This is a genomic window from Shewanella sp. 10N.286.51.B8, from assembly GCF_041469325.1.
In the GTDB taxonomy this organism is placed as follows: Bacteria; Pseudomonadota; Gammaproteobacteria; order Enterobacterales; family Shewanellaceae; genus Shewanella.
Window position 1 is genome coordinate 116,033 of the sequence record NZ_JBFRKG010000010.1, and the last position, 5,857, is coordinate 121,889.

The 5,857-nt window shown below is 37.0% G+C and carries 3 protein-coding genes; all 3 read right to left on the bottom strand.

Annotation, left to right across the window (positions count from 1 at the left end):
• Nucleotides 1-58: 58 nt before the first annotated feature.
• The 3 genes from AB4160_RS06150 to AB4160_RS06160 all read right to left on the bottom strand — a co-directional run bounded on the left by AB4160_RS06150 (nucleotide 59) and on the right by AB4160_RS06160 (nucleotide 4,794).
• Nucleotides 59-1,036: a transposase gene (locus tag AB4160_RS06150; protein WP_372003903.1), complete on the bottom strand. Its 978-nt coding sequence runs from the start codon at nucleotides 1,034-1,036 to the stop codon at nucleotides 59-61.
• 274 nt (nucleotides 1,037-1,310) lie between these two features.
• Complete coding sequence (locus tag AB4160_RS06155) at nucleotides 1,311-2,666, bottom strand: hypothetical protein (protein ID WP_372003905.1); 1,356 nt, start codon at nucleotides 2,664-2,666, stop codon at nucleotides 1,311-1,313.
• A gap of 832 nt (nucleotides 2,667-3,498) precedes the next feature.
• Nucleotides 3,499-4,794: a hypothetical protein gene (locus tag AB4160_RS06160; RefSeq protein ID WP_372003907.1), complete on the bottom strand. Its 1,296-nt coding sequence runs from the start codon at nucleotides 4,792-4,794 to the stop codon at nucleotides 3,499-3,501.
• Nucleotides 4,795-5,857 lie beyond the last annotated feature (1,063 nt).

Consider the following 5,857-nt stretch of genomic DNA (forward strand, 5'->3'; position numbering starts at 1 on the left):
AAAAGCTTGATATCTATCAAGTGGGAAATGCTTTTATTTGAAATTAAGAAATGGTGTATTAAGCGCACAACCAGCGCTGACAGTTAGCTGCGCCCTGTCGTCGTTTTAGGTCTAAATGCTCACAATAATCTGTTAATGCAGGCAACGCCCCCACCGCACCTTTGAATAAAGCGCCAAACTCAGTGGTGATTTTTAACCAGTTTTCAGCTGGTATATTCAATCGATTGAGAATATCCTGACTACTCGCGCTGATGGCGCCACGTTTATCATCACGAATAATCCGCCCAGTATCTTCAACCAGCACAATGTAATCTTTGACGCTAAACATTAAACCATTGGGCATATCTAAACGCTCATTGCCCACAAAGGGAAGCAACGCTTTTGGTTGCTCACCGTTTATAGCTGAATTAATGCGACGCTGAATACTGGTGTGATCGGAGGTTTCAGGTGTTGCAGCCATTTGCGCACGAATTGGATTCAAATCAACATACGCCATACAGGCGAGTACGGCGGCATCATCTAACAAGGCTTGAGATTTAAACCGCCCTTCCCAAAAACGGCCTGTACACTTATCTTCTTTATTGGCCATTCTCGCAATCGGTTCACTCAAGGAACGCATAAACCAACTAATATCGGTTAAACGTTCTCGATATAGCGCAATACAATCATTAACCGTCTTGAATTCAAACTCATTAAGCACTTCACCTTTAATAAATTTGTGGGTTAACAAGTTGCCTTTAAAGCATTTATGCCATTGGGTAAGTACATCAATATCAGACCATTCTTTGGCTTTATCCACATCGACTTTAAGCACGACATGTAAATGATTACTCATCACGGCATAAGCACAAATATCAATCGCAAAAATCGTCGCCAATTCAATAATACGCGAATCAACCCACTCTCGGCGATGTTCATAGTTATCACCAGTCGACTTATCAAATCCACACAAAAATGCTTTGCGCACCACCCGCGTACAGCAGTGATAGTAAGGGGTGTCTTCTAAGCTCACGAGTGTTTTTCTAGGTCTGGCCATCTTCAATCACCAAGTAATGAGCAATAACTAAAGCCTAGTAGGGTGTTTAACATTTAGCCAACTAGAATGGGTGGCCATGTTAATTTGGAAACCCGTGCAGAGGTTGAGGTCCAGGCCACGCAGCGCCCGTTTGTGACTACGTTTGTTAAGCGCTTCACATAACCCTTTTTTCAATTGCCATTTCTCTATGAATACAAAGGTTTGGGACACCCAACATTGGCTCAAATAAACCAACAACTTAACGTTTTAAACCTATGAATCTCCCAAACATTTTTTATTCTACACAAACCTTGCCTCGTTGTGATTTTGGCGATACTTCTGCCGTTTTTTTACCTTTAACAAATACATTACAATCCCAGTAGCCCTCTTCAAAATTCGGTTTATTTACCTTATTTTGACAAGTTGAAGCCCACGGATACCTTTTGCAGGTCTCACCCACGAAATATGTTTTCTCTTGCTCTGTTTTTTCTTTCACCCCGACTGAATCTACATACAAGTGAAAGTCAAAATCTACTAACCTGTTACTATTTTGAATAGCGGACGAATTGACATCGAGATTAGAAAAACTATCCGTCCCTAACTGTTCAGAAACAGAGCGAAACTCACTCAGATTATAACTTGCTGGCTCTTCATTAAACGCTTTATCAAACTGCTTCTTAAGCTTTCTTCTGTACGCTTCATTTTCTCGCGCTATCTCAGCGTTTTTAGCTCTGAGCTCGGCATCAGAAAGTGTTGCTTTAATTGTGAGATCTGCTTTACTAAATACATATTGCCTATAATCGTCTGTAAATTTATTGGTACTCGAGTAATATGCAATAAGGAGGTTAACAACTTCGTTTTTTGATAGGCAATTTGCATAAGCAAGGGCTGAATCGCTAGAGTAATGATCACAACGGTATGTATTATGATAAATGTATACCTGATCAGGATCATTCATTGCTTCGAGTAACAAAAACAGCATTTCTGCTTGAGAAGGGGTCGCCTTGTCATATACTCGAATAATAGATGATAGTAATGATCCCTTACTCGCTTTCCATATTGCGGAGTTTGAGAGCTCTCTACGTAACTCTTTTGAAATATCCATCCGGAATAGGTCATTGGTATAGAGGCGCGTATCAGCACAATGAGTGAGTTGTTGTTTTTTTTGCCCATTTAATAAAACATCTGATTCAGCCAATAAAACTTTGAACGATTCAATATAACCTTTTTTAAACGCATAGGTAATGGGACGGACACTACCATAGTCACAAACATTTGGATTAAACCCATGTGAAATAAACAGTTTAAAGTACCTGCTAGCTTCTGCATCCGATAGGTTGTACCTTAGAGGTGCGTAGATGATGTGGCTTTTAAATTTCCACTCACTGGCAATATAATATTGTCGGAGCTTAATATTATTTACTATCCACTCAGCAAGTTCATAATCATTTAAATATACCGCGCACTCGAGCAGAGAGGTACATGTCTCGTTGTCAATATCAAACACATCTGAATGAGTTTCAGCAGCGATGCGTTCAACTCTTTGAACTGTGGATAATGTCGGGTTTTCAACAAGCTCATCATGTAGCGTTGCACAACCAACCAGAGAACCAAGTACCAAAAAAAGAGGTACGATCAATATATATTTCATTAAACTCTCCCACACATTCTCGTTAACAAATCATCCATAAATTGATTACAATAGTGTAATCAAAGAACCCCATACATTTGTCGATCGAAATCAAATTTTATCTATCTAGCTAAAAAAATTATCATCCAGCCATCACTCTGGCTAAGAGAAAATCGAAAAAGCAAGCTCGTAACTCTTGGAATGAACCTGCTCTCACTGCTTTATAAGTTGCTGGGTATCTAACGATACCTTTGTGGAGGTTTGAGCCTAGTGCAGTGAAAGTTGCACGCTGGGTTCTTAGGAGGGCGGCACTTGGTAACAAGTGTCGTCTATCCGACAAAAGCACGTTAGCTTTTTACTCGCCACTCACACCAAATGCAGCTTAATCGAAGAAACGTTAGAACCCAAGTGTAAACGCGGCTGCGGCCTTTGCCAGCAGGGATGCTGGCGTAGAGCCCACAAGGATGTGCTTGCGGCGTGTCGCAGAAGTGTTTACACATAAGCTCACCGCAGGTGATTGATAGCTATGAAGGTTCACCTTCAAACACCCGTTCCAAAAAAGACTCCGCCAATCACTACCCAGACAAAGCAAAAAAATGCCAAACCTTCATTCCAAGGCCAACCCACTTTGGGGCAGAAATGAGCTAGTCCTCTAACCCATTTCTGGACTAAAGCTTCTTAGGGTTAATGTTAAAAAACTCTAGTTTACATCACGATAAATATGGCTAAAATAGGAAAAGCTAACTGAGGTTTGCCTTCAAATAAATGGCCAATTTAACTAAGCCACTACAAATAGGCTACTTATTTAAGGGAAGCTCTCAGCAGTTTTGTTAGCTTCGTGGGCCATTATTTCCTACAAGCCTCTCAGAAATTTTTCTTGATATATTTTGATAGTAGGAAAGCTTTTTATTTCACTAAATAAGCTATCAATTGCTTTTTTCGGTATATTTTCAAGGTTTATGCCCTTATACATGATTTGTGTTGAGTTACTGGTTTGAGTGTTTTTGGAAAGCAATATGTTAACTTTTACCAAGCGTGCTAATTCTTCTTGGTAAAGGAAGAACGTCCTTAAATGCGTATCTATAACTTTGACAGAATTTATTCTATCTGTAGTTAATATTTCATCAATTAAGCGATTTAACCTAGAGCGAGATTGAATAGAATTATCCATGGCCTTTTCCCAACTTTCAGTTGGTTGTGAAAGAAAACTCAAAAAATACAATGTTCTAGCTTTGTTATAATTAATAAATCCTGGCCACATAATATCTTCACTTGATATTGTAAGCGCTCTATCGAACTGTTCGCATGCTGATCTCAAATACATGTTCACTTCTTCAATGATTGATGGTGAAATAGAATTAATTTTCGATTGGACCTTATTAAGGCCATCGATAGAAAGGATATCTATAGTTTCCATGTTTAGTGAGCATTTAATTAAATGCATCCCCTTCTTGTTGTAATACAAACCAAGATAATTATGATAAATTGTTCTTGTTACAGGATTACGAAGTATAGGGCCTCTAACATGTAGAAGATCAGAATGAATATTAAAATTACCATCTGCAACAAAACTTTGATAAGAAATAACGGCTTTTAATAGCTTTATTGACTCAGTTATTTGAATTGAATTTCCTTTACTTATAGATTGTAAAATATCACGCTGCTTATCTACATTATGTAAAATATTCGCCATACGGTTTTTGTATTGTTTTTTATCAATTTCAGAAGCATTAAAAACGGCAGGAAACAATACTATTAGGTCAATCATATACTGCAACGTATCAGCAAATAGCACAGCTGTATGAGATTCTTTTTTTAACTTGTACTCTATAGATTCGAAAAGCTCTTTATCTAGCAATTTTTCATCTTCAGATTTATAGCGATTGACTAACTCTGGAAGTGAAGTTACATAGTTTTCATTATCAAGAATATTCCCTTCCATTTTACTTATAGTATTTACGCTATCAATTGATGTATATGTTCTGACTGCGATAAACAGGGCCAATAAAGCTATGCACAACCCTACGGTTGAAATTGTAAAACTTAGTAAATCTATGCCTGTTTTTTGATAATGTAACCATACTGCAAGACAGGCAGAAAACATAACTAGTACAAGGATAGTTATATATAATACTTTTGATGTACGCATTTATTTTCCTAATGAGTGCAAGGCAGAATTGAGGCTATTATAAGTATTGATATTCACAGTACATTGTTTTAGTATTAATATCAATAGGTTGCCAACAAATTTGGCTTAAGCTTCTATTTATATAAATTCCAATCAAACTGTAGTGGTTAAAATGTTGACCACAACATAGGAGCGAACCTAACTTGTATTGGCGAATTGCAGAGTTTCAAAATAAAGAGTGTCAACTGATTTAAGGGCAAATCATGACAGGCATTAAAAACATTCAACCAATCCTTGTACCTTTTAACTTACCATTTAAAGTTGTTGACCTTCGACACAGCCTCTTAATTACTTGAAAGCATTCGATGAATTTATGCGTGACTCCTCAGTTCCACACCCCATTTTTGTATACGATCATTACTATCAACGTTTCATATTCTTCAATGAACAAGGACATATAAAGCTTACCTCAAGTAAGTAATATTGCAGTCTGTGGGCTAATTACACACTTTGTAATCTGAAATAGTTTTCAAAAAGCAGATAGTAATTATTTCTACCTGATTAAAAATTTATATAAACTCACTCTTCTATCGTTCTCTCATACAACAAACTGTTGTTTTTCTTTTTAACTGTTACTGTATTATCTAGTCCAGATAATACCTTTAAAGCAATGTGACAACTAGAAATAACAGCATTAACAACCAGTTTATCAACTCGTTATTGTATTTCTGTGAACCCAGAAACTTTGTTAATAACTCCCCTTTTGGCATGAAAAACACTTAAAAACAATAATCTACCTTTAAAACGCTCAAAAAGCAGGCGTCGCTACGTAAAATCTGACAGTTTCTTCGAGTATTGCTGCTGTAGATTGTTATACGCTCACCAAAAAATGTAACTTATTTCTATGAAAAAAAATTATTTACTCATGATTCAGATTATCAATCTATTGTTCTGAAGATGAATTCTGAGTTTATAGAGGTACGCTAATTACCCTCCCTGTTAGCTATTTATGTTTATAAAGAGAGTGGCTTATAATGATGCCTAATTGAGAATCTCAACTTAAAGTGTTCTGGTCTAATTCCAT

Coding starts and splice junctions, on each gene's coding strand:
- AB4160_RS06150 (WP_372003903.1), bottom strand. CDS start 1,036: ATGGCCAGACCTAGAAAAACACTCGTGAGCTTAGAAGACACCCCTTAC.
- AB4160_RS06155 (WP_372003905.1), bottom strand. CDS start 2,666: ATGAAATATATATTGATCGTACCTCTTTTTTTGGTACTTGGTTCTCTG.
- AB4160_RS06160 (WP_372003907.1), bottom strand. CDS start 4,794: ATGCGTACATCAAAAGTATTATATATAACTATCCTTGTACTAGTTATG.